At 67.0% G+C, this 22,169-nt stretch carries 18 protein-coding genes and 1 tRNA gene; 6 read left to right on the top strand and 13 right to left on the bottom strand.

What is annotated here, in order from left to right:
* Nucleotides 1-66 precede the first annotated feature (66 nt).
* The 5 genes from ACX114_RS34315 to ACX114_RS34295 form a co-directional block, all read right to left on the bottom strand.
* Nucleotides 67-1,425: a hypothetical protein gene (locus tag ACX114_RS34315; RefSeq protein ID WP_459291555.1), complete on the bottom strand. Its 1,359-nt coding sequence runs from the start codon at nt 1,423-1,425 to the stop codon at nt 67-69.
* 221 nt (nt 1,426-1,646) lie between these two features.
* A tRNA-Asp gene (locus ACX114_RS34310) sits at nt 1,647-1,723 on the bottom strand.
* Nucleotides 1,724-1,943: 220 nt separating this feature from the next.
* A complete protein-coding gene (locus tag ACX114_RS34305; RefSeq protein WP_459291554.1) occupies nt 1,944-3,965 on the bottom strand; it encodes a putative metal-binding motif-containing protein in 2,022 nt (673 codons plus the stop codon).
* Entirely contained in the window at nt 3,962-4,828 is an 867-nt protein-coding gene (locus ACX114_RS34300) for a hypothetical protein (RefSeq protein ID WP_459291553.1), read from the bottom strand. Before ACX114_RS34300 ends, ACX114_RS34305 begins: the two co-directional genes overlap by 4 nt.
* A gap of 95 nt (nt 4,829-4,923) precedes the next feature.
* Entirely contained in the window at nt 4,924-6,030 is a 1,107-nt protein-coding gene (locus ACX114_RS34295; protein WP_459291552.1) for a hypothetical protein, read from the bottom strand.
* 230 nt (nt 6,031-6,260) lie between these two features.
* Here ACX114_RS34295 and ACX114_RS34290 point away from each other — a divergent pair, with 230 nt between their 5' ends.
* Nucleotides 6,261-6,836, top strand: coding sequence for a hypothetical protein (locus ACX114_RS34290; RefSeq protein WP_459291551.1), 576 nt, complete (start codon nt 6,261-6,263; stop codon nt 6,834-6,836).
* Here the strand turns inward: ACX114_RS34290 and ACX114_RS34285 are convergent, their stop codons facing one another.
* On the bottom strand, nt 6,837-7,424 hold the full coding sequence (locus ACX114_RS34285; RefSeq protein WP_459291550.1) for a Crp/Fnr family transcriptional regulator: 588 nt from the start codon (nt 7,422-7,424) through the stop codon (nt 6,837-6,839).
* A gap of 67 nt (nt 7,425-7,491) precedes the next feature.
* On the opposite strand from ACX114_RS34285, the gene ACX114_RS34280 reads away from it, so the two are divergent.
* The 3 genes from ACX114_RS34280 (at nt 7,492) to ACX114_RS34270 (ending at nt 10,741) form a co-directional block, all read left to right on the top strand.
* Entirely contained in the window at nt 7,492-8,853 is a 1,362-nt protein-coding gene (locus ACX114_RS34280; RefSeq protein ID WP_459291549.1) for a sterol desaturase family protein, read from the top strand.
* Nucleotides 8,850-9,692: an alpha/beta fold hydrolase gene (locus tag ACX114_RS34275; RefSeq protein WP_459291548.1), complete on the top strand. Its 843-nt coding sequence runs from the start codon at nt 8,850-8,852 to the stop codon at nt 9,690-9,692. The genes ACX114_RS34280 and ACX114_RS34275 overlap by 4 nt, the downstream gene beginning before the upstream one ends.
* A 62-nt stretch (nt 9,693-9,754) precedes the next feature.
* Nucleotides 9,755-10,741: a neprosin family prolyl endopeptidase gene (locus ACX114_RS34270; protein WP_459291547.1), complete on the top strand. Its 987-nt coding sequence runs from the start codon at nt 9,755-9,757 to the stop codon at nt 10,739-10,741.
* A gap of 1 nt (nt 10,742) precedes the next feature.
* On the opposite strand, the gene ACX114_RS34265 is transcribed toward ACX114_RS34270, so the two are convergent.
* The 4 genes from ACX114_RS34265 to ACX114_RS34250 form a co-directional block, all read right to left on the bottom strand.
* Nucleotides 10,743-12,071: a DUF418 domain-containing protein gene (locus ACX114_RS34265; protein WP_459291546.1), complete on the bottom strand. Its 1,329-nt coding sequence runs from the start codon at nt 12,069-12,071 to the stop codon at nt 10,743-10,745.
* 72 nt (nt 12,072-12,143) lie between these two features.
* Entirely contained in the window at nt 12,144-12,332 is a 189-nt protein-coding gene (locus ACX114_RS34260; RefSeq protein ID WP_459291545.1) for a hypothetical protein, read from the bottom strand.
* Nucleotides 12,333-12,732: 400 nt separating this feature from the next.
* On the bottom strand, nt 12,733-14,049 hold the full coding sequence (locus ACX114_RS34255) for a hypothetical protein (protein ID WP_459291544.1): 1,317 nt from the start codon (nt 14,047-14,049) through the stop codon (nt 12,733-12,735).
* 152 nt (nt 14,050-14,201) lie between these two features.
* Nucleotides 14,202-16,175 carry a tetratricopeptide repeat protein gene (locus tag ACX114_RS34250; protein WP_459291543.1) on the bottom strand — a complete coding sequence of 658 codons (1,974 nt, stop codon included), beginning with the start codon at nt 16,173-16,175 and terminating at the stop codon, nt 14,202-14,204.
* A 478-nt stretch (nt 16,176-16,653) separates the two neighbouring features.
* Here ACX114_RS34250 and ACX114_RS34245 point away from each other — a divergent pair, with 478 nt between their 5' ends.
* Nucleotides 16,654-17,169 carry a hypothetical protein gene (locus tag ACX114_RS34245; protein WP_459291542.1) on the top strand — a complete coding sequence of 172 codons (516 nt, stop codon included), beginning with the start codon at nt 16,654-16,656 and terminating at the stop codon, nt 17,167-17,169.
* On the opposite strand, the gene ACX114_RS34240 is transcribed toward ACX114_RS34245, so the two are convergent.
* From ACX114_RS34240 to ACX114_RS34230, 3 genes are read right to left on the bottom strand one after another with little or no spacing between them, the layout of a single operon-like run.
* A complete protein-coding gene (locus tag ACX114_RS34240) occupies nt 17,162-17,932 on the bottom strand; it encodes a phosphocholine cytidylyltransferase family protein (RefSeq protein WP_459291541.1) in 771 nt (256 codons plus the stop codon). The genes ACX114_RS34245 and ACX114_RS34240 overlap by 8 nt on opposite strands.
* A complete protein-coding gene (locus ACX114_RS34235; RefSeq protein ID WP_459291540.1) occupies nt 17,929-18,558 on the bottom strand; it encodes a gamma-glutamyl-gamma-aminobutyrate hydrolase family protein in 630 nt (209 codons plus the stop codon). The genes ACX114_RS34240 and ACX114_RS34235 overlap by 4 nt, the downstream gene beginning before the upstream one ends.
* Nucleotides 18,551-21,202 carry a PEP-utilizing enzyme gene (locus ACX114_RS34230; RefSeq protein ID WP_459291539.1) on the bottom strand — a complete coding sequence of 884 codons (2,652 nt, stop codon included), beginning with the start codon at nt 21,200-21,202 and terminating at the stop codon, nt 18,551-18,553. Before ACX114_RS34230 ends, ACX114_RS34235 begins: the two co-directional genes overlap by 8 nt.
* A gap of 176 nt (nt 21,203-21,378) precedes the next feature.
* Between ACX114_RS34230 and ACX114_RS34225 the strand changes: the two genes are divergently transcribed.
* Entirely contained in the window at nt 21,379-22,167 is a 789-nt protein-coding gene (locus ACX114_RS34225; RefSeq protein WP_459291538.1) for a hypothetical protein, read from the top strand.
* Nucleotides 22,168-22,169: the final 2 nt, after the last annotated feature.

Genomic DNA, 22,169 nt, shown 5'->3' with positions numbered 1-22,169 from the left:
CGCGCGAAAAAGCCCAGCAACCCGGTGGGGTTGCTGGGCTTCTGGCTGCACTCGCTGGGCTTGGGTCTACAGTGCGAGGATGCGCACCTGGAGCTGCCCCGTGCGCACCTCCGTGACGAGCACCAGCTCACCGTCGTGCACGAACACCCGCTTCGCGATGCCGGGGTGGTAGCCCGCGGAGAGGATGTCGAAGGTGCTGCTCAGCACGCGCAGCTGCGTCGTGTTGCCCACCGTGTCGATGAGGTAGTAGCGGCCGTTGTGGAAGGCGGCGTCCACGAACGACAGGCCCATGCTGGTGCGGTAGGTGAGGTCGGCGGCGTTGAAGAACAGGCCGCTGCCCACCAGGACGCCTGACTCGTCCGGCAGGAGCCGGATGGGGTTGGGCAGGTTGTAGTCACCGTGGTACGGCGAGTCCTTCTCGGCGCCCAGCGTGCCCGCCACCGGGTCCACGTCCACCATCGTCACGTCCGTCGGGGAGACACCCGCGTTGAGCAGATAGACGCGCTTGTTCACCGGGGAGAACACGAGGCTGCGAGCGGAGTAGCGCCACTCGGCCGTGGCGACGCGCGCACCGGTGGCGCGCTGGTAGAGCGAGTGCGAGTCCCACGCGCCGGAGCCATCGATGGTGAACAGGTGGTTGCCGGCCACGACCATGCTGGAGACCGTCTCCGGCGCCGCGGCGAAGAAGCGGGCGGTGCCGTCGCTCGAGAAGGCGTCCATGCGCCCGCCGGTGTAGGCCAGGTACGTGGTGGCCCCGTCCGGGGTCACCGCCATGGACACGGCGTCCGCCGTGCCCGCGTAGGCGCTCAGGACGCGGCGGTTCTTCACGTCGAGCCGGTGGACGCGGTCGGCAGTGCGGTCGAAGAAGTGGATGATGCCCCCGCTGGTCAGCGTGGCGTCGTCCACGTTGAAGGCCAGCTGCGCGCCGTCGAGGACGATGCCGCCATCCGAGGGCGACCCGCCGTCGGACGTGCCCCCGTCGCTGGACGGCTCGCCCGTCTCCAGCGACCCGATGATGTCGATGCCACCGGTACCCGGCGTGCTGGGGCAGTTCGTGAGGTCGCGGCGCAGGACGAGGTTGGCCGAGGTGACGCTGCCCGCGACCACATCCACCTGGGTGCTTCCCGAGTACACCACCCGGCCGGAAGCATTGAGCGCGTTCACCCGGACCGTCCGGCCCGTGCCCGCCGGGACCTGGGTGATGCGGCCCTCGATGGCCGTCTCCGTCACCTGGAGCGCCACGGGGCCCAGGGTCGTCATGTCCTGCGCGGAGACCGTCGCGTTGGCGGAAGTGACGCCGCAGACATCCCCCGTCAGGGCGATCTCCATGCGGATGATTTCGGAGCCCTCCGGGGGCATCCCCTGACACGCGGCCAGCCACGCGCACGCGGCCAGCATCCCAATCCATCGAATGGCGGTTTTCATGCTTGTCTGTTCCGTGGCCCTTCGGACCACGCCCCCTGGTTGTGTCTGGTTTTGAGGCTCCGGCAGCGACGGGCGGAAGTCTAGAGCCTGACGGCGGCGGCTTCGCAATGGGCCTGAAGGTACAGGAAGGCAAAGCCAGATGGGGTGGACCGCACCCCACCAGGCCACCCATTGCGGAAAAGCGAAGGGCCCGGAACCTTGCGATTCCGGGCCCTTCTTATTGGCGAGGAGTACGGGACTTGAACCCGTGGCCTCCGGCGTGACAGGCCGGCGTTCTAACCAACTGAACTAACTCCCCACAAAAGCCCCAGGGCGGAACCGGCTCTGAAGCCGAGCCGCTCGCCTCGTGCGGGAGCCGATCTACCGCTGCTCACCGGATAAGTACAGCGGGAATGTGGGCCCTCTTGCTGGGCGGCGGGCGCAGTACCAGGCCTGCTCGGTGGAGTGGTCCACGACCAAGGCCCGGGGAAAAGCGCGTCGATGGAGCCGACGCGCGATTCCCTCTGGTTTCGGGCGACTCAGGGCGCCGTGAAGCTCACGACGTTGCCGCCTTCGCCCGCTGCCACGATGCGAGCGGGTGAAGGACCATCGAGCGAGTACAGCGGGGATGCCCCTGTGTACACGGGGGTCCACACGGATCCGTTGTAGAAATGAATCTTCCCCTCAGTGGTGGCGACGTAGATGCCCTTCTCACTGAAGGCAAGTACATCCCGGATGGCGGCCTTCGTTGCTCCGTTGGACTCGAAGACGGTAGGCAGGGAGGTCCAGGCGCCTCCACTCCTCTTGAAGACCAATCCATTGTCGCCTGCCGCGTAGGCGAAGCGGCTGTCCGTCACATGGATGCCTTTAAGGAATCCGTCGAAGGTTTCACCCAAGGGGTCTGAAACCCACTGGGAGCTTGACGTGTCATAGCGGTAGGCAACCGCCTTGTTAGCGCTATTCCCGCCTACAGCGAACAACGTGCCTTCGGACCCGGCGCTCGCGATCGCACGAAGGTTGTCGCCAATACTGCCAAAATTAGAAAGAGCACCGGCCTGGCTGTAGGGAGGCGTCCATTTAAAAATCTTGCCGTTGGCTGAGGCCGCATAAACAGTGGCCTCGGATCCGGACTGCTCGATACCGGTGATGCCATATAGCGGCGCTGATCCGGGCGCGGTGACCTCGAAACAAGCGGGATCGGTGTTGAAGAGCCGGATGATTAGCTTTCCTGAGTCCGAGACGGCGAAGAGCCGTCCGTTCGCGGACGCCCATGCAGCCGTCCAGTTATCCAAACAGGAAGGATCCACATACTGCGTCGCCGTGCCGGTCGTGAAATCGTAATGGAAGAGATTGTTTGTGCCGACCATCCATCCCTTCTGCCCATGGTCGTAAAGGGCGATGGCCCTCAGGTTGTCGCTGCCACCTGCTGCCGTCTTGGTCGCCCAGGTGAGAGTGCCGCACCCCTCGTCCACCGTGCCGGAACAGTTGTTGTCCAGCCGGTCGCAGACCTCTGGCAGCCCATTCCTGACGTAGCGAGAACTCTCATCGCAGTCCTGGGAGGGGGAGACACCGCCCACCACGGGCGCCTCACAGGCCGGCTGCGCCACCGACTGGCCCGCGAAGCCATCGCCGTCGCCGTCCACGTACCAGGTCACCGGTTCTTCGACTCGCACACAAGCAGTCTGGCCCGGAGTGGAGGAACACGCGATCTTGCCCGCGCATCCGAACTCGTCCTGGCAATCGTTGCCTACGTCGAAAATCTCGTCCTGTATGTCATTGCAATTGTCGTCCTTGCCGTCACAACGGAACTCCGCTCGATCCGGCCGGACCTGCGTATCGGTGTCGTTGCAGTCCCCGCCCACAGCAGTGGCCCCAGCAGGCTGGGTGCAGGCCAAAACCTGGATGTTTCCTCCGTAGCCGTCCCCATCCTCGTCCGTGTACCAGGTCAGCTTGTTGTCCGCGTCCGACTCCCCGAGGGTGCAGTTGTCATCCCTGCCGTTGCACACCTCCTTGGCGCTGGGGTTCACGTCGGGCTCCTCGTCACGGCAGTCGGAGCCCTTGATGGTTCCCCCGGGACCATCGCTACTGAAGTAGCCGTCTCCATCTCCATCAATGGCCCTCACCGTGAAGGCCACGTCCAGCGTGCCCCCCTCGGGGACGTCCGCCTTCTTCTCCTGCGCGGCCCCAACCAAGGGGTCTGAACAGTCGATCTCATGCAACTGCGTCGTCACGTTCAACGCGCGGCCCCAGCCCTTCGTCCGGAACACCATCACCGACACGGAACCGGGCGTCTTGCTGGGGAGTGCTACGTCGAGGCTGCTCGTGTTCCCCGGGTTGGCCGCGTCCGTGGCGGTCACCGTGACGCACCCGCGCTCGAAGCCACTGTATTCGAAGGTGACGTTCAGTGCTCCGCCCGTCCAATCGCCAATGCTCCCGTCGGCGTTGCCACACCGTTCGGGAAATTGCTTGCACAGCTTCTGCTTTTCCAGATCGAAGTCGGTACAGGCCGCGCTCGCGAGCACGAACATGGTCAGCACGGCCCGCAGTGAAAGCAGCTTCATGGCCACCTCCCATACACAAGCGCCGATCGTCCATCCGTCCCCATCCGCATGGCGAGGTTCTTCTCGGGAGCGCCGATCAGATACATGCCCGTCGCCAACCCCAGTCCCAGCACACCGACCCCCAGCATGCCTACGCCCGCGGCTTGCAGTGTCCGCCCCCGCGAGGCGGCCCGGTCAATGGCCTCGAAGTTCGCGAGGGATGGATCCGCGTTGCGAAACTTCGACAGCTCTCCACGAGACAGAGCCCAGGAGATCCCACCCGCGACGGTGAGCGCGCCGCCGGCGACCGCGGGGATATAGGCCTTGGACCGCAAGGAACTCTTCCGCGTCTCCTGGGTCACCTGGATTGGGGGCTCGATGGGGGCCGATGCCACCTCGACACTGGTCGGAGACGTGATTCGAGGCGGTGCGGATGGCGGAGGTACTTCACGCGGTACATCCGTCGCCTGGCGCGACGCGGGCTTGGGGGCGTCACGGCGCGTCTGTTGCGTGCGCTTCACCACCTTCCGCAGCGACTCGAACTGGTTCGACACCTTGGGCGACACCTTCACGGGGAGCTGTGCGTCCGGCCGCAGGAACAGTGCGGCCATGAAGGCAGCGTTGGACTCCTCCGTCCGGCTCAGCTCCGCCATGAGCAGGCCTTCCCAGAGCGAAAGCTCGACGTCGTCTTCCGGTCCGTTCGCCTGCCGTCGCGCCGTGGCGAGTTGGCCGAGGGCCCTTTCAAACTCAAGCTCCTCGTAGAGGCTGGCGATGGCCTCCAGATGGCCTTTCACCTCGCTGCTTGGAGCCGCCAGCCCGACTGACGGCAGGATGACGAGAAAGACCCAGCACAGGGGCGGCCCCAATGCCTGAGATGAACGCATGAACTCCTCCCGGAATCGGGCAACTCCTAACACGCGGAGTAGGGGAGGGGAAATGAGAGCCGTCCATTCGCCCCTCCAGCCCGGAACCGGGATGACTACGGAGCGGGTAGCGGCTGCCAATTCGGATCAGGCCAGACGAAGGGGTTTCCACCCTGGCTCGCGGTCGCGTTGCCGAAGAAGCGCTGACAGCCTTCGACGTTCTGGGGACTCCCGAGGATCTCCCAGAAGCCAGGGCAGACGTCCCGGGGGATTCGCGTGCGGCAGTCCTCCATCGTCCGCTCGCCCGCGCCAGGCTGCGCGTAATAGGCGCTCACGAACTCCCACGCGATGCGCTGGAGGGCCTGGACGGTCGCTGCGTTCTCGCCTGTGGGCACCCGGACCCCTTCGGGCGACTCCCGGAACACGGCGGCATGGTGGACCGCGGCCATGTAGTAGGCACCCAGGGACGTCAGGTGGACGTTGTCGCTGAAGAGCACATTGAGCTTCTGCTGGGTCGACCCGCTGATGCCGGGCACCTCGTTCGTGATGACGCGCTCCACCAGGTGGACCAGCGCCGTGCTCCCCGGGAGCGCCACCACGCGGTCCGACCGTCCGTCCTTCGGCAACGTGAGGTTCACCTTGGAAGACACACACTCCCAGGCGACCCGGGCGTTCTTCTCATAGGCAATCCACTGAGACGGGTCAGACTTATCCAGGTCCAACCACGTATGATAAAAATATGTGACGGCCTGCGGGTTCCCGGCGATCAAGCGGTCATGGAAGTGCCGCAGGTAGCCGATGGTGTTCTCCCACTCGACGGTGCCTAGCAGGTCATGCCGCTCGGTGATGAGCAGGGTGTCGTATTTCTCTCCTGGGCCCAGCGTCTGGGGAGACAACAACTCCTGGACCACGTTCATGCTGTCACCCGAGCGGTTCTTGCCCGAGCGATAACCCTCCCATCCGCCATTGCCCCAGGTCCGCACCCGCAGGGGGGAGCCAATCACGTTCTGCTGGTTCCAGTTGAAGTCCTTGCCCCGACTCGTGGCGATGTCGTCGAAGTGATCGGGCATCGGGTTGTCGAGCAGGCTGTGTCCGGAGAAGAAGACCCGGGCGCTCGTAATGGTGGGCGTCGTCCCCGCATCCGGGCTGCCAGCATCGGGACTTCCTGCATCCGGGACGCCAGCGTCATCCAGCTGCGTCCCAGCGTCGTCCTGAGGACGCACGCCCGAGTCTGGAGGGCCTTCGGCGGGAACGTCCTGGCCGAGCTGGCCCGTACATGCGAGCCAGAGTGAAACAGCCAGGAGTGTGCACGGCCTCAGTCTTGATGTGTTCACGGCCCCGAGCATAGGCGGAATGGGCATGACCGATGCCCACGTGAATGTGCGCCGCATTCATGAAGAGCCTCCACATTGAGTGGATGGGGCGGCCGGACCTGCTGCTATGAATGCCCATCATGGGAAACGCATCCGGCAGGCAGAAGCAGAAGCCGCTCATCCTCGGTCCCGCTCCTGGCTCTGGCATGGGCGCCTACGCGGTGGCGTTCGATGAATTGGAAGACCGCGAGCTGGCCACGCTCAAGGAGAGCAAGTCTCCTGATGCCTTCTACCTGCCCTGGAAGTCCGGTGACGTCACGGAGTGTGAGATCGATCTCGCGACCGACACGCTCACGTACTTCTTCACCGCGAACCTGAGCGGTTGCAGCCTCTGGTACAAGTTCCAGGAGGGCCGCATCTTCATCCGGCACGAGGCGCGCACTGACAGCGCCTCGCAGAACCTGCACAAGCTGGCTGGCTTCAAATGCGTCGTCGACAGCAGCCTGAACCCGGACGACATCCAGCTCTCGGTCGACCCGGAGACGATGGTTCGCCAGGCGCGGTACTACGTCGTCTACGCGCTCTTTGATCACCAGTCGCGGCAGGTGGAGTTCCGCGCGCAACTGGTCGCGCAGCGGACGAACCTGCTCAACCGGCAGGAGTCCTACGACCTCGTCAAGGTCACCACCGCTGTCGTCAAGTTTCCCAAGGCCTAGTCAACCGTCGCGCTTGCGGCGCCGCGACATGATGCGGCTCAGCCCCACCTCGGTGATGCCGAGGTAGGCCGCCACGTCGCGCTGGGGAACCCGTCCCTTCAAGTGGGGATGTTCCTCCCAGAAGTTCACGAGCCGCTCCTCCGCGGACAGCTCCAGGAACTCCTGCTCACGGCGCTCCTTGAGGAGGAAGTGCTGCTCCGCCACCCGGCGCGCCAGCCGCTCCCAGCACACGTGCCCCTGCTCCAGCGCCTGGAAGTCGCGTACCTGGAACACCAGCACGCGGCTTGGCTCCAGGGCTTCAATCGCGGTCATCGACGGCCGCCGCTGCAACATCTCCGCGTAGGCGCCAATCAGCTCTCCCTCCGCGCGGAAGGCCTTGATGGACTCGCCTCCGCGTGGCGACACGCGCACGCCCCGGAAGACGCCCTGGAGCACCACGGCGAACCGGTCCGCCGCGTCCCCGGGCCGCAGGAAGAGCTCCCGCTTCGCGAGCGACTGTTCCTTCGCCACGGCCTCGGCCTTCGCCCATTCCTCGGGAGGAAGCGGGGCCAGCGTGGCGAGGCGCTCGAAGAGCTTGGGGAATCTCACGGCTCGAAGGACCCTGGCTTGACCTGGGTTAAGGCGCAGGCCGCTGTGGGAACCATATACCGGCGGCATGTCCATCAACGTCTATGCCGTGGCGACGCCCTTCGTCATTGCCCTGGCCCTGACCGAGTTCGCCTGGTGCGTGGTGCGGCGCAACGGCTACTACAGCTTCCAGGACTCCATCGCGAGCATGGGCACAGCCGTGATGAACCAGTGCGTCAACGTCGCGGTGGCGCTGCTGGTGCTGCCCCTCTTCACCCAACTGGGCCAGTTCGCGCCGTGGCGGCTGGACGCGACGTCGCCGCTGTCGCTGGTGGCGCTCTTCCTGGGAGTCGACTTCCTCTTCTACTGGTTCCACCGCTTCGGCCACCGCACCAACATCGGCTGGGCGGCCCACTCGCCGCACCATTCCACCGAGGAGCTCAACTACGCGGTGGCCCTGCGCGCGAGCGTGACCCAGCGCCTCTTCTCGTTCCTCTTCTACTGGCCGCTGGTGCTGGTGGGCTTTCCGCCGGAGGCGGTGCTGGCGATGGTGGCCTTCCACCTGGTGCTCCAGTTCATCCCCCACACGCGGGTCATCCCCAAGCTCCCCCGGTGGGTGGAGTCGTGGCTGAACACGCCGTCACACCACCGCGTGCACCACGCGCGCAACGACCTGTACATCGACAAGAACTACGCGGGCTTCCTCATCATCTGGGACCGGATGTTCGGCACCTACGAGGAGGAGACCGAGCCGTGCTCCTACGGCCTGACGACCCCGGCGAACACCTGGGACCCGACGGTCATCAACTTCCAGGCATGGGCCCGGCTCTTCTCGGACGCCGTCGCCACGAAGAGCCACTGGGACCGGCTGCGCCTCTGGGTGATGCCCACGGGCTGGCGACCCGCGGACCTGCCTCCTCGCGCGTTGGGCTACTGGAAGCAGGAGGGCGCGGAGGTGAAGTACCACTCGCGGGAGCTGCCGGGCATCCGGGGGTACCTTGTCTTCCAGTTGTTCGCGTCGATGCCGTTCATGCTCCTGGTGAGCCACCATGCCTCGCCGCTCTCGGGCTGGCAGAAGGTCGTGTTGAGCCTGCTGCTCTGGGCGATGGCGACCGCCTGGAGTGGGATGCTGGAGTCGAAGGCGTGGAGCGAGCCCCTGGAGCTCGCCCGGGTGCTCGCGATGGGCGTGGCCGTGACGCTGTGGCTGGTCCAGGCCAGCGCTCCCCAGGTCCTGGAGCGCGCTCACGGCGGCGTGGCTGATGGTCTCGCTCGTGTGGCTGCGCATGGCGAGGAGCGCCGTGGGACGCGTCGCAGTGGACTGAGGGGCCGGGCGCCCTGCCGGACGCGTTCATCAGGCCTGGACCCCGGTCCGGGTTGTCGCGGTGATATCGGCCACCCACCTTCCGCGCCGTCCCGCGCCACGCGCGGGCCCATCCGGAGAGGCCGATGAACACTCAGCGCTTCACCCCACGGAACGTGCGCCAGTTGGGCCTGATCCATGCCCTCTGGATGCTGCTGGCTGTCAGCGCCATTCCCTCCCAGGCCGTTGCATCCGAAGACGTGGGGAACACCGGCTGCCGTCGCAAGCCCACCATCGTCCTCGTGCACGGAGCGTTCGCGGACGCATCCGGCTGGGCCGATGTGATCAAACGGTTGCAGAGACAAGGCTATACGGCCCACGCCTTCGCCAATCCCTTGCGAAGCATCTCGGGTGATGCGGAGTACCTTCGGTACTTCCTGGGGACCCTCACCGGTCCCATCGTCCTGGTCGGCCACTCCTACGGTGGAGCCGTCATCACGAACGCGGCCACCGGGAACCCGAACGTGAAAGCGCTCGTGTACATCGCCGCGTATGCACTGGATGAGGGGGAGAGCATCTCGGAGGCCAACACGCTCGGCGGCGGCCACTCCGAGCTTGGCGAGCACCTCATCTTGCGCCCGTTCCCAGGGGGCGGAAGCTCGGACGCAGACGCATACATCGACCCCGCCTTCTTCCAGGAGCTCTTCGCGGCCGACCTCCGTGAGAAGGACGCGGCGGTGGGTGCCGCCAGTCAGCGCCCGGCCGCGGCCTCCGTCTTCAATGAGCCATCCGGACCGCCTGCGTGGAAGACCATTCCGTCCTGGTACATGGTCGCCCGCGACGACAACACCATCCCGCCCGAGGCCGAACGCTTCATGGCCCGGCGCGCTCGTGCCCATACTGTCGAGATTCGCAGCTCACACGTCGCGATGATCAGCCACCCTGAAGCCGTCACCGAGCTGATCGGCAAAGCGGTGGGATGCCGTTGACGGCTGGCGTGTCAGAGTCAGCAGAGAAGATGGCCGGTGCCGATGTCCGAAAGGAGCCGTCCATGTCGAAAGCGGGCTTGTTGCTGTCAATGTTTCTCAGCGGGTGGGGCGAACCGACGAGCGATGTCCGCCCGGAGGTGGAGCTCGCGCTCGCGCCTGGGGAGTTCCGCTGCGAGGTGATGACGGAGGCCGCACGCGCCGCCGTGCCTCCGCCGCCTCCCCGCATCGAGAAGGCCGCATTCGCCCCTCGTGCTCGCGCCATCTGCCCGCCGGGTCAGGTGCCCGTCTATCCGCAGGAGGAGCTCCGGACGCACAAGGCCGGGCCGCCGTTGTCCCCCGGGCTGAATGGGACGGCTGACTCAGCCGACGCGCGGTCGCTGGCGGGGTCCTACTGGTACGCCGGAGTGATGAAGCCCACGGACGCGTTGAGCCAGAGCGGCGTTGGCGCGTCGATCCTGTTCTCCAACCCGGCGGTGTACGACCAGAGCGACATGGTGACGTCCCAGATGTCCATCGTCCGGGGCGCCAACTACCACTTGGTGGAGATGGGCCTGCGGAAGTTCTGGGACGCCTTCCCGCGACTGATGATCTCCCATTGGAGCTACGGCCAGTTCAACGACGCCGCCGGCTTCGTCCAGGTCCACGGCGTCTATGGACCCGGGATGCCGCTCTCCAGCTATTACGGATACGCGGTCCAGCAGTACATCCGCTATGACAACGGCAACTGGTGGATCTGGTTCAACGATGCCTGGGTCGGCTACTTCCCCGGTTCGCTCTGGAATGGCCAGTTCACTTCGGGCGACATGGCGCATTTCTACGGTGAGGTCTACTCGGCGCAGAGCCGGGTCCCGCCGCTCACCGACATGGGCACGGGACAGTTCTCCGGCACCGCGGGCACCGCGTACATGCAGGGGATGTGCATCCACACCGCGGGCCCTAGCTGCACCTACGTCACCAACGCCTGGCGGACCGAAACCAACGCCGCGTATTACTCCCTCTCGTATTGGAATGGCTCGTATCTGGAGTTCGGCGGGAACGGCGGCGGCTGAGCTATGCCGGCGCCGTCGTGCGTTGGCCCGAGGCGTCGTCACGGCGCATCGGCTGGGCCTTGCCATACGTCAGCGACCGCCACACCCACTCCGCGGGACCGAAGCGGAACCGAGACAGCCACAGGTGGCTCCACACGACCTGGACGCAGAAGATGGCCAGGCAGTACGCCACGCACGCCGCGGGTCCCAGCTTCGTGATGAAGCCCAGGCCGTATCCGTAGAAGAACAGCCCGCTGATGATCGACTGTGACAGGTAGTTCGTCAGCGCCATGCGGCCCACCGGCGCGAGCAGGCCCAGTGCTCGCTGCCAGGTGGCCCGCTGGAAGAGCAGGGTGATGCCGGACACGTAGACGGCCGCGAAGCCCAGCTCGCCCAGGTGCCGCAGTGGCGCGATGGCGAAGGACACCCACATCGGCAGCGTCTCCGGGGTGAAGACCTGCCTCAGCATGAGCTGCTGCAGCACCAGTCCGCTGCTGCTGCCAATCACCCCGGCCACGAGCCCCCACCCGAAAATCCGGCGGAACAGCCCCAGGTGCTGGGGCACGTCGTGGAAGATGCGGCGCTTCCCCGCCAGCAGGCCCAGCAGGAACCGGCCAAAGGTGGAGAGCGTGATGGCCAGCAGCAGCGGGAAGTAGTCGCGGAAGAAGAAGTGGAAGGTCGCCTTCGTCACGTCCAGCCAGCTTCCACTCGCGTAGGCCGCCAGCGTCTGTGCCCGGATGGCCTCGGACTTCTCGGTGGCCGCCTTGACGATGGCCGCGCCGGCCTCCGGTGAGTCCGCCATCAGCTGCGGGAGCTTGAGGATGGCCACGCCCACAACGGACCACCCCAGGGCGAACACCAGGGCCCAGAGGAGCAGCGTCCGCTCCGAGCGCCCCCGGAACAGGAGCAGGCCGAATCCCAGCACCGCGTACGTGCTGAGGATGTCGCCGTACCAGATGAGGAACAGGTGGGAGAGCCCCATCACCAGCATCACCCCCAGCCGCCGGACATAGAGCGGCGTGATGGAGGTCCCTCGCGCCTCGGCGCGGCCCATCTGCACCGCGAAGCCGAGGCCGAAGAGGAACGAGAAGAGGGTGATGAACTTCCCGGCCACCAGGAAGGAGAACGCCTGCCAGGTGATGGTGTCGGCGAGCGACGCGTTGTTCATCGCCGCGAGGGTCTGCTCGCGCGGCAGGAATATCCTGCCGCTGAACCACACCATCACGTTGGAGATGAACACGCCGCACAGCGCGAAACCACGCAGTGTGTCGAGAAGCACCAGCCGCTCGCTGGAATCCACGGGACGGGCCTCGGCACTGGGGGACGAGACCTCGGAAGGGGCTGGGGTCATGCTCGGAGAAACCGTGGGCAACGTGGAGCGGCCCGCCCATATTCCTCACGAGCACGTCACTCGGACTTCGCGTCAGGGAGGAGGGGGAAGCCCTGGCGGAAGCTGCTGCTCCTTCGACTGCACCGGTCCCAGGTGCTGCTGGAACCACGGGAGCAGCGAGGGCCCGTCCGCCAGAAGCAGTTCAACGCCTTGTGCTCCTGCTCCGCACCACCGCTCCTCGCGCAGGCGGAGGACGTCCTCGCGCACCAGCTGCCCGAACACCGCCCGTCCGTCCCGGAGCTTCAGCTCCAGGAGAACGGACTCCCAAGGCGGCGTCGTCAGGGCCGGGTCCCGCGAAACCGCGGCCCGTGGCAACGCAGTCCGAAACTGCGCCAACAGCGGCTCGGGCATCCGCGCCAACACCTTGTCCCCCTGACATGAGACAAGACGGGCCGATTCGACAAGAGCCGTATCCGCCTTGAGCCGCTCCGCCGCGCTAGCGCCCGGCGAAGGCTTTGTACTGGCGGATAGCGCTGGGGCCTTCACCTGGCCCTTCTCACCGCCCCCATGTTCCGAATCCGCGGTGCCCCGGGATTGCTCCTGACAGGCCGGAGCCATGAGCAGCGTCGCGGCAAGCCCCGCGCGGAGCCACGCCCGGATGACGCCAGGCCGCATGTCGGAATCAGAAGAGGAGATAGCCGGTGTCATCGGGCACCAGTCCCATGGCGCTTTTGAGGAAGTCGTATTCGCGCCGGTAGATGGTGCCATCCACGTACATGTAATTGAAAGTCTTCTTCCCCACGGGGACGGCGCGGAGGTTGGCGCCCATGCCTGGAGGCGCCCCATACACCTTCGCGCTGCCGCCAATGGCCGCGGACAGCTTTGCCATGTAGTTGTGCTTCAGGATGACGTCCCGAAGGTACGTCTTCGCTTTCGCGGCCGTCGTGGTTCGTCGTTCCGTCTCCGACCAGTTGTAGGAGATGGAGTCGGTGTCGCTCCTGGCCGAGGCCGTGGCTCGAATCAAGTTGCGATAGGCCGTGGTCGCCATGCAGCCCCACACCTTGACGGTGGAATCGGCGGCGAATGCGGCCTTGAAGTCGTTCAGCCGCGGCATGTTGGCCGGGTCGAAGTCCTTGAGGCGGGGGTCCTTGTCCCCTGGATCTCGCTGCGCCTCGGATGCTCCGCCTGGACGGTACGTGGCGTCCTCGTAGGTTTCGACGAGGATGGGCCCGCCCGCCCAGGCGTGCGAGAAGAGATGGAACTCCCTCAGGGCCCCTGGGGCTTTGGCTCCGAGCTCGATGATGGAGTCGTAGACGTGCCGGATGGAGATGGAATCGTCGTCGTGTCGCCTCTTCAGGTTCGCAGGGTCTGAGTATTTCTCCAGATGCGGCTTCACCTTCCCCTGGAGGACGCGATCCAGTTCAAACCACCCGGACGCGCTCCTCACGGTCCGGCTCCGTTCACCGGACTTGAAGTCGAAGATGGTGACGACCGTGGAAGCATCGATGCGTTTGGGGATGGACGTCTTCACCCCGGTCCTGTGCGTACTCCCCGAATAGAGGTCATCTCGATAGGTGTCGCAGTAGGCGGCGTTGTTCGCGCCTCCGCTGTAGTCCCAGCCCGCGACGAGGATGACTTCGGAATGGGCCGAGGCCAGTGTGAGGGGCAGGGTGAAGACGGTCTTCACCGCGCCCATGGAGCTCTCGCTGGACCGCTGGATGGCCGGGCAGCAAAGGGGTGCAGGCTGGGGGAAGATGGGCACCGGCCCGTCCGCGTCCTTCACGAAGGTGAGGGGGAGGACGAAGTCCGGCCGGTCCGGGAATGAGAGACACACCTCGCCCCTGCCGGGATTCACGCCGCTCAACGCGATGCGAGCAGCGCCGGAGACCGCCACGGCCCGGCTTACGGCCAAGCCCGAGGTCAGGGTCACGGTGTCTACCTTGAGCGCGGCACCCTTTTCGTCGACAGCGACCACCTCGAGGTGATGGGTCGCGGGCATACGTTCCCCCTTCTTCGAATCCTGTCAGGCACGCGGACTGACACAGCTCCGCCATGCCATTCGAGACCCACGAGGGAGGGCGAAACAACGACCCAGGAGGCTCTGGGATACGACTCAACCGGCTCAGTCACCGGAGCCTGTGACGTGTGACGTCAGCCCGTGGCGCGTGCGCGCTGCGTGGCGTGGAGCCGTGCTTCGATCTCCTGACGGTCCTCCGCTTCCGGCGCCATCCGCAGATACGTCTGGCAGTCGCGGACCGCGTCCTCTTCCCTCCCCAGGTCGAACAGGGCGATGGCCCGGTTGCGGTAGAGGTCCGCCATCTGCGGCGCATGGCGGATGGCCGCGTCGAGGTCGGCGGCTGCCTCCGCGATCTGGCCGGCCGCGTAACGCAAGATGGCGCGGTTCGCCAGGAGCCCGGGCTGGGCGGGAGCGATTGCGAGCGCCGCGCTGTAGTCCGCGATGGCCTGCTCGGAGAGGCCCAGGTCGTCATGGCAATCGGCGCGACCCCGCAAGGCGAGCAGGTTGTTGGGGGCCAGGTCCAACGCCTCGGAGAAGGCCTGCACCGCCTGCTGCGGGCGGTTCATCGCGCGGTAGCACTGCGCCAGGTTGATCCAGACCTCCGCGTAGGGAGGACTGCAGTCAATGGCCTTTCGGAAATCCGCGAGCGCCTTGTCTGGCCGGCCAGACTTGAGGAACAGGGAGCCCCGCTCGTTGTAGTACTCCGAGTAGTTGGGATCCATCTCCATGGCGAGCGTGATCTGGGAGATCGCCTGCTCGACCATGTCCAGCCCGGCGTAGACCTGCGCGATGTTGTAGAGCAGCACGGAGCGGTGCAGCTTGTGCCGCTCCGGGTGGAGGTGCTCGCTGAGCCGTTCAAACCCCTGCTTGCACAACTCAATGGCTTCCTGGGGCCTGCGCTGCCTCATTCGCACGTAGGCCAGCCCATTGCGATTGAACACATGGGCGAAGTGCTTCTCGCCTTCGGGCAACGACGAGCGCTCGATCTCCTTCAGCGCGTCCTGGAGGTAGCGCTCCGCCCGGTCGTAGTCGGGCTGGGGAAGAAAGCGCGAATGCAACATCGCCAGGTTGTAGTCCAGCCGGATGCAGGTCTCCGGAGACTCCACTCCCGGGTCCAGCCGCATCACGATCTGCAGGGCCCGGGCTGGCTCGCCCAAGGCGATATACCCATACATCAGGCTGAAGAGGGCCGAGCGGTAGAGCTTGGGGGACTCCTTCGCGAGCAGGTCCAGCTCCCCGAGGACCCCGGCGCCGTACCGCATGGCGTCTGCGTAGGTTCCCCGGTGGACCGCGAGGTTCAGCGCGAGCGCCAGGCTCTTGCGCCACATGTCGTCCCGCTGGGACTGCTTCCAGTATTTGAGCACCGCCGAGAGATGCGCTTCATGCTCGGCGGGATCCTTCGCCATCCGCTGCTCGAGCTCTTCCGCCAGCCGCGCGGCGGTGTCAGGGCTCATGGGCGCCCCGGAAGAGGGCGCCAGGTCGAGCCGCACGCGCGAAACCTCGGCGGCGTGCATCTGGAGCGGCTGAATCAATTCCTCGCCCGTGCCAGGCGCCACGGCCAGGACCACGGTCACCTGGAGCGACTGCCCCCGTCGACGCAGGAGCTCTGAGACAAACAGCTTCCCCAGAGTGCTCGCATGCTCGAAGGCATCGAAGACGATGACCCACCGGCCCGCGGGCGCGAGCGCTCGCCACGTCGTGAGCAGATTGATGACACCCTGCACGACGCGAAAGGCGCGATCGGGTGGATAGTGCCGGACCTTCTCATCTCCCCGGGCCTGGTCCGTGAGGGAGAAGCCGCGAGCATCCAGCTTGTGCCGCAGCATGGGGAGGATCGTGCAGAACTCATAGCTGTGCCGCTCCAGGAGCTCCGGGGCGTTCTGCTCGATGTCGCCCAGCAGGTCCGACAGCACGCCTCGAAGGCCGGCCCACGGCCCCTGCTCGTTGAAGTCCGCGGTGACGTGCCACGTGCGCGCGGCCTGTGAACCTCCCTCTCGAAGCCAGCGTGCCAGGACATCCTGACGCCCGTCTCCAGGGGCTGCCTCGACAACGACGAGCGACGGAGTCCGCAAGGACTCGAGCGAGGGAAGCGAGTCGTGCCAGGGCATTGTCACTCCACAGGAGACGAGATGGACCGAATTCACGTGCCCGCGATGAAGGGCTCAAAACAATGCAACGCCGTGCGCTCAAGGAGAGCGCACGGCGTCGGATTCCGCCGTCTGGGAATTACGCCCAGATCGGTCCGTCAGAATCGCAGAGCCAATCGTAGAAAGGGAACGCCGTCTTCGCCATCTCGGCCTGAACAGTCAGCTTCTTCATCTTCATGAATAGCCTCCCAGATTCGATTTGCGGGGAACCCGCGCCTAAAACCTTCTCACCGACAGTGTTGAAGTGTCAAGCAATGGCCTGAAAAGACTTTTCGAGAGGAATTGTCTCTCTGCATCAAATCCTTGCACTGCGTTGTGCGGTGGAGGGGCCGAGCAGCCCCAAGGGGGCGCATTCCTGCCCCAGGGGTTTCCACGACGCTGACACTGTCAGACCGCGAGGGCATGCTTCCTTCGACGGACACCTGATCGAAGGATGTACATGGCAACCCTGAAACAGCTGGCGTTCCGGATGGCGCGGACTCCTGCCTCCGGCTCCCTGGTGCGCTTCGGCTTCGCGCACGCGGACCGGCTGCTGCCCCTCACCTCCGTGGACCGCTCGGAGCAGGCCGCCCTCTACCGCCACCCACGGCCCGTCTACGGCACCTTCCACCACATCGCCGTCCCCCTGCGCGGTGTGCCGGACGTCTTCGCCCTGGCGCACCCGCGCCACGCAGGGCTTCGCGCGGACCTCTTCGCGCTCATCGCCGGAGCACGGCAGCGGGCTCCCGCGTCGGTGCTCGTCAACGCGGGCCCCCGGCAGGACGTGGGCCAGGTGCACTTCCACCTCACGGATGACACGCCCTTCAGTGACGCGGTCCGCTCCGAGCGCCTCACCTGGCCGGACTGGGACGAAGCGGTCCGCGCGCTGACCTCCGTCCCCGACATCCAGGAGCGCTACCGCGCTGGCTTCTCCCTGCTCCAGGACGCCGGGGACCCTCGGGTGCGCCTCATCTGACCGCCGTGGGGGACCAGAAGCCCGCCAGCGCTCCCGAGGCGTGGGCCTCGGTGTAGCGGCGCAGGTCCTCCGCGTTGTCCGCCTCCAGCCAGCCGGACGCGATGCGCACGGCGTGGACCGCCACGCCTTCGGAGATGAGGTCCTGGAGGAAGGCTGTCATGGAGATGTTCCAGTAGCGCGGGTCCTCCGCCACGCGCTGGTCGAAGCGCTCCAGGAGCGCGTGCAGGACGCCGGGCCCGAACCGCAGCAGCCCGATGTATTGCCCCTGCACCTCCTCCACCGAGCGCACCCGCGAGCCGATGTCCACGATGCGCTCGTCTTGCAGGCGCAATGACTCACAGTCCGTCGTGGGGTCCTCCATCCTCAGCTCCCAGAGCCGGCGCCACTGCGTATCGATGGCGACTTCGACGTCCCGGGTCGCCGCGAGCATCCGCGCCAACACCTCGTGTGAGAAGACAATGTCTCCGTATGAGACAAGGACCGGCTCCGTGCGGGACACCACCGGCAGGCTGAAGCGCAGCGTGGAGACCATGTTGCCGGTGGTGTAGGCCGGGTTCACCACGACGCGCACGTTGCGCCCCGCCCTGGTCAGCTCGGGATACGCGCCAGCCATCACCGTGACGTCCACGCCGAAGTGCGCATAGACAGCCAGCTGATGGTCGAGCAGCGGTGCTCCCGCCAGCTCCACGAGACACTTCGGCCGGTTCGCCGCGAGCGGCCCCATGCGGGTGCCCAGGCCCGCTGCAAGGATGATGGCTTTCACGGTTCGTACGCCTCCAGGGATTCGAGGACTGCGGAAAGGTGATGGGGCGCCCGCTCGGGGTGCCAGAGAACGCCCAGCGCGCGCCGCTCCCGGTTCCCGAAGGCCTCCACCGCGCCGTCTTCCGAGCGCGCGAGGACGTCCCATCCATCCGGCATGGAGTCCTCCGCCACGCCCCAGTGGTGGAAGCTCGCCACCTCCGCCGGGCCCCGCCACGCCCGGACGAGCGGGCCCGTCAACGCATGGCGCACGCGCACGTGGCCTTCGACGGGCACGAGCCGCATCCCCGCGAAGCGCGCGAGCATCTGCGCGCCCCGGCATACGCCCAGCACCGGCGTCCGCGTCCGGGCGGCGAGTGACAGGAGGACGGACTCCGTCTCGTCGCGCGCGGGGACGGAGTCCTGTCCCGTTCCCGGCGCGTCGTTGCCTCCACTCAGGATGAGGAGCCCCGGACGGAGGGTTTCAAACTGGGCCACGGCCGCGGCGGCCACGTTCACCCCGGGGAAGGGCACCCAGCCGGCCTCCCACAGGCCCGAGGCCCAGGAGTCCTCGAGCGCGTCCCGCACCTCCGGACGCCCCGGGACGCGGTCGCTGCGCTGGGTGATGAGGGCCACGCGGCGCTCACTCATGGACGAGCCTGCGGCCCCCGCAGTCGAGCGTCATCACCCGCCCACCCGACAGCCGCCGGAACTGCTCCCGGCCCACGCCGATGGCGGCGGGCAGTTGCAGCTCGGTGCAGCGCACCGCCATGTGCGAGTTCGCGCCTCCGTACGCCGTGACGATGCCGGCGACGCCCAGCGCGAGCAGCCCGTCGTAGCCGGGGTCGGCGCGCTCCAGCAGCACGATGTTGCCGCGCACGCGCTCCGCGTCCGGCAGCCCGTCCGCGACCAGCACCGGCGCGCGCACGCACGCCTTGGTGACGAACAGCGGCTGCTCTCCACTGCTCACGTGGAAGAGCAGGTGCGACGTGCGCACCAGGATGTCCGGCAGCTCGATGAGGTTGACGGCGGCGGCATGCTCGCGGGCCTCCTCCACGGCGTCGCGGCACCACGACCGGGCTTCGAGCGGCGGCAGCGTCAAGGCGGTCTCCACCTGCTCCCATGACAGATGCGCCAGGTCATCCCGGCTCAGCCCCAGCGGCTCGCCCCACTGCGCGAGGTGTTCGAGCACGCCACTGAGCGTCTTGGTGAAGACGTGCTTGCCGTACTCGCGCCCCGCGATGCCCGCGCCCAGGTGCGCGAGAAACACCTCGCTGGTCATGGACAGGCCGGCGCTCCGGAGACCCGCGCCCAGCCGGTCATGGAGGCTTCGGGGCAGGGGCGCCTCGTGCCTGAACGGTTCCTCCGCTCCGGAGATGAGCGGGCCGAAGTAGCGCTCCGGATCCGCGCCATAGCGTGGCACCCGGATGTCATAGGTCCCCGGGCGCAGGTGCCCGAACTCCGCGACGAGCGCCTCCAGACCCAGCTCGCCCCGCCGCACGCGGAGCGCGTCCGCTTGCAGTTGCCCCGCCACCGTCCGGATGCGCTGGAGCACCTCGCGCTGCTCGCTCGAGTCCATGACGCCTTCGCGAACGAAGCTCTTGAGCAGCGCGGTCACCACGAACGCCGTCCGTGCCAGGTGCGCGAAGGGCAGGGTGCCCAGCTTGCGCAGGCGCGCGAGGATGGGGCCGAGCCCGCCCTCGAAGCCCGGCGCGAAGGGCTCCGCCCGCAGCCGCTGCACCTGCTCCACCTGCGCGGGCAGGTCTCGAAGCCCGTGCAGCGTGATGTCACGCAGCGCGGTGGCCAGGGCGTCCAGCTCCCCTGCATCCAACGAGGACGCGTAGAGCCTCCGAAGCCGCTCGCGCAGACCGAGGCTCGCGCACGTGTCCGCGATCTCGAACTCCACCTTGTCATGCAGCTCGGGAGCGCTGGCCAGCCGGGCGAGCTGCTGGGAGACCAGGACCTCCGCCACGCGCGCCGGGGTGCCGGCCGGGATGAAGGAGTTGAGCGAGGCGCGCACGTCCACGTAGGCGTGCCCCGCGAAGTCGCGCAGCAGGGGCGTGCCACGCAGGTCCCGGTATCCGTAGGCCGCGCGCTGCTCCGCCCAGGTCCGGTCCGTGATGAGCCTGCCGTAGAGCGTCCGTGCGAGCGGGAGTGGACGCCGGCCAATCATCTCCGCCGGGTTCCAGTCCGTCATCGTGCTGTAGACGGGCCCGTCGCCCACGACAGGGGCCTTGGGCCGCAGCAGCGCCTGGTGCGCCGTGCAGGCATCCGCCAGCAGCATCGCCCGGCGGACCTCGCCTCCTTCCGGCAGCGATGAACCCCTGGCGATGGGACGCACCTGGAAGAGGTGGAAGTCACCGCCCGCCAGCGCGAACTCGATGTCCAGCGCCTCCACGCCAATGAGCTTCACCAGCTCGCGTCCCACGCTGATGACGCGACGGAGCGAGTCCGGCAACAGGCCCCGGGGCACGCCGTGCTCCACGTACGCGGAGGAGGGCTTCTCCAGGGCGCCGGACGTGATCTGGTCCGTGCGCCCGCTGGAGACGTCCGACGCCACCACCCAGTACGAGGCTAGCGTCTCCGGGTGCCGCGCCATCAGCACGCCGCTCTCGCTCACCGGGTGGACGTAGGACTGGAGGAAGACCTTCTCCTCCCGGGCCACGGGCCCGTATGAATCGAACACGTCCGAAATGGCGCCGCCCACGGCCATGGCATTGCCCGCGTTCACGTCGAGCACGGAGAGAAAGCGTCCCGCGTTCGACGTGTTCCATGCATCCTCCGCGGAGCAGGAGGAGCGCACCACGACGCGGTCGTTCCCGAAGCGCTCCCGCACCCGCCGGAGCACCGCGTCCCGGTCCCGGGCCCAGTCTCCGCTGTGCACGATGAGCGGTGGGGAGATGCACCACGGCCCGTGCAGCTCCGACAGGATGTCGAGCGTGCGCGCCTTGTCCCCCAGGACGAGCCGTCCCACGGGGGCCTGGGGCTCGGTGGATACCTCGTCGTCCTCCAGTTCGAAGCGCGCCACGTCTCCGGCCTGGGAGAGCCGGTCCGCCACCTCGTCCAGGTCCCATCCCTCCAGCGCCGCGCGCACCGCCTGGGTCCTCCCGACGATGAAGCGGCACTCGCCCCGCCAGGTCGCGATGACGGCGGAGGCCGCCTGGAGCCGTAGGCGGATCGTGCGCGGACGCGGGAGCACCGTTCCCTTGAACACGAGCGTCAGCGGCACGCCGTCGTACGTCTGGGCGAGCGTGCCCAGGACGCGCTCGGCCCAGGCCCGCATGGACGCGTGCACGGGACCGACGCCACGGATGCGGCAGTCAGGAGGACTTCCAACCGGAGGGGTGGGGCGAAGCGTCGCGGCTTCGCGTTCCAGGGCTGTCACGGGCGACCTCGCACGAGCGGACGTGGGGCGTGGCGCGTGCGCGGCATCGCATTGTGGCCTCTGCCCACGTGTGGTGGATTCGATGCATGAGAACCTTCGCCACGGATGAGCGGCTGGCGTACCGCCGCGCGGGCAATGAGCTTCAGCCCCGCCCGTCCGAGGACCATGTCCTCTCCTACGAGTACCGCTTGATGCAGCTGCCGCTGGTGCGGCCGGACCACCCGGAGGTCGTGCCGTTCGACCTCAAGGCCGGCTACGACTGGCTGGGCACCTACCGCGCGCCCCGCGTCTCGCTGGTGGGCTTCGTGGACTTCGGCGCCTTCGCGCAGAGCCCCCAGTTCAACCGCTTCATGAACGCCGTGGCCATGACCGCCGCGGCGCGGAAGATCTCCTGGGAGACCGTCGAGCGGCGCAAATACAGACACCACTTCACCATCTGCAACGGCCTGCATGAGCGGATGCCCATCGCTGACATCGTGCCCTTCGTGAAGCAGCGGCTGGAGGGCTTCCCCCGCTTCCGCATCCAGGTGAAGGGCGGCTGGTTCTGGGGCAAGAAGAACGGCCGCATCTACTTCCCCGTCTACCCGGAGCTGACGGACGGCCCGAACCCCGTGGACCACCTCACCGAGGTCCAGACGCGCCTGGGCCACTCGCTCCACCCGGGCTTCTACATCGGCTGTCTCCAGTTGATGGACCACCTGCGCTTCAACTCCGAGCTGGACGTGCACGAGGCGGACGAGCTCTTCGACGTGCTGAGGCGCTTCCGCGAGACGACCATCGTGGAGCTCGATGTGACCGAGCTCTCCATCCTGCGCACGCACGACGACCTCATCCTCAAGAGCCGGGTGCTCGAACGCGTGCCACTCACGGGGTGACG

This window comes from Corallococcus sp. M7, assembly GCF_054512695.1.
Note: the sequence above shows the minus strand (reverse complement) of the source record. Positions and strands in the feature narration are given on the sequence as shown.